The organism is Paraburkholderia sp. SIMBA_027, from assembly GCF_046535315.1.
Lineage (GTDB): Bacteria > Pseudomonadota > Gammaproteobacteria > Burkholderiales > Burkholderiaceae > Paraburkholderia > Paraburkholderia tropica.
In genome coordinates this window covers 1-359 of the sequence record NZ_JAWRWY010000209.1, presented here as the reverse complement: position 1 = coordinate 359, position 359 = coordinate 1, and the positions used below count along the sequence as shown (strand labels likewise).

Below are 359 nucleotides of genomic sequence, written 5' to 3'. Positions count from 1 at the left end.
AGAGCGCCTGGCCGCGCCGCACCACGCGTACGAAGCCGTTGTCATGCTCGTAGGAGGTTGGTTCGTCCTCCCCCGGAAACATCGCCACCAAGCGTCCGGCATCGTCGTACTGATAGGCCGTCACCGCGCCCAGCGGGTCTTGCTCGACCGTCAGCCGGCCCTTGTCGTCGTAGGATTTGAAATGCTCGGCACCGTCCGGATCGATACGCTGTACCAGCCGTGCGCGCTGGTCATGCACGTAGATTTCCTGGCTGCCATCGGCGTTAAACACCGTGACCTGGCCGTCGTCACCCCAGGCATAACGCGCGTCCATCTGCGAGAAGCTGGCCCAATGCCGGACACAGCGCGCCGCCTTGCCG

General features: G+C 64.6%; 1 protein-coding gene. It reads right to left on the bottom strand.

From position 1 onward, the window contains the following. Positions 1–359 (bottom strand): hypothetical protein (locus tag SB764_RS38815; protein WP_410866583.1); only part of this gene is annotated, 359 nt, incomplete at both ends.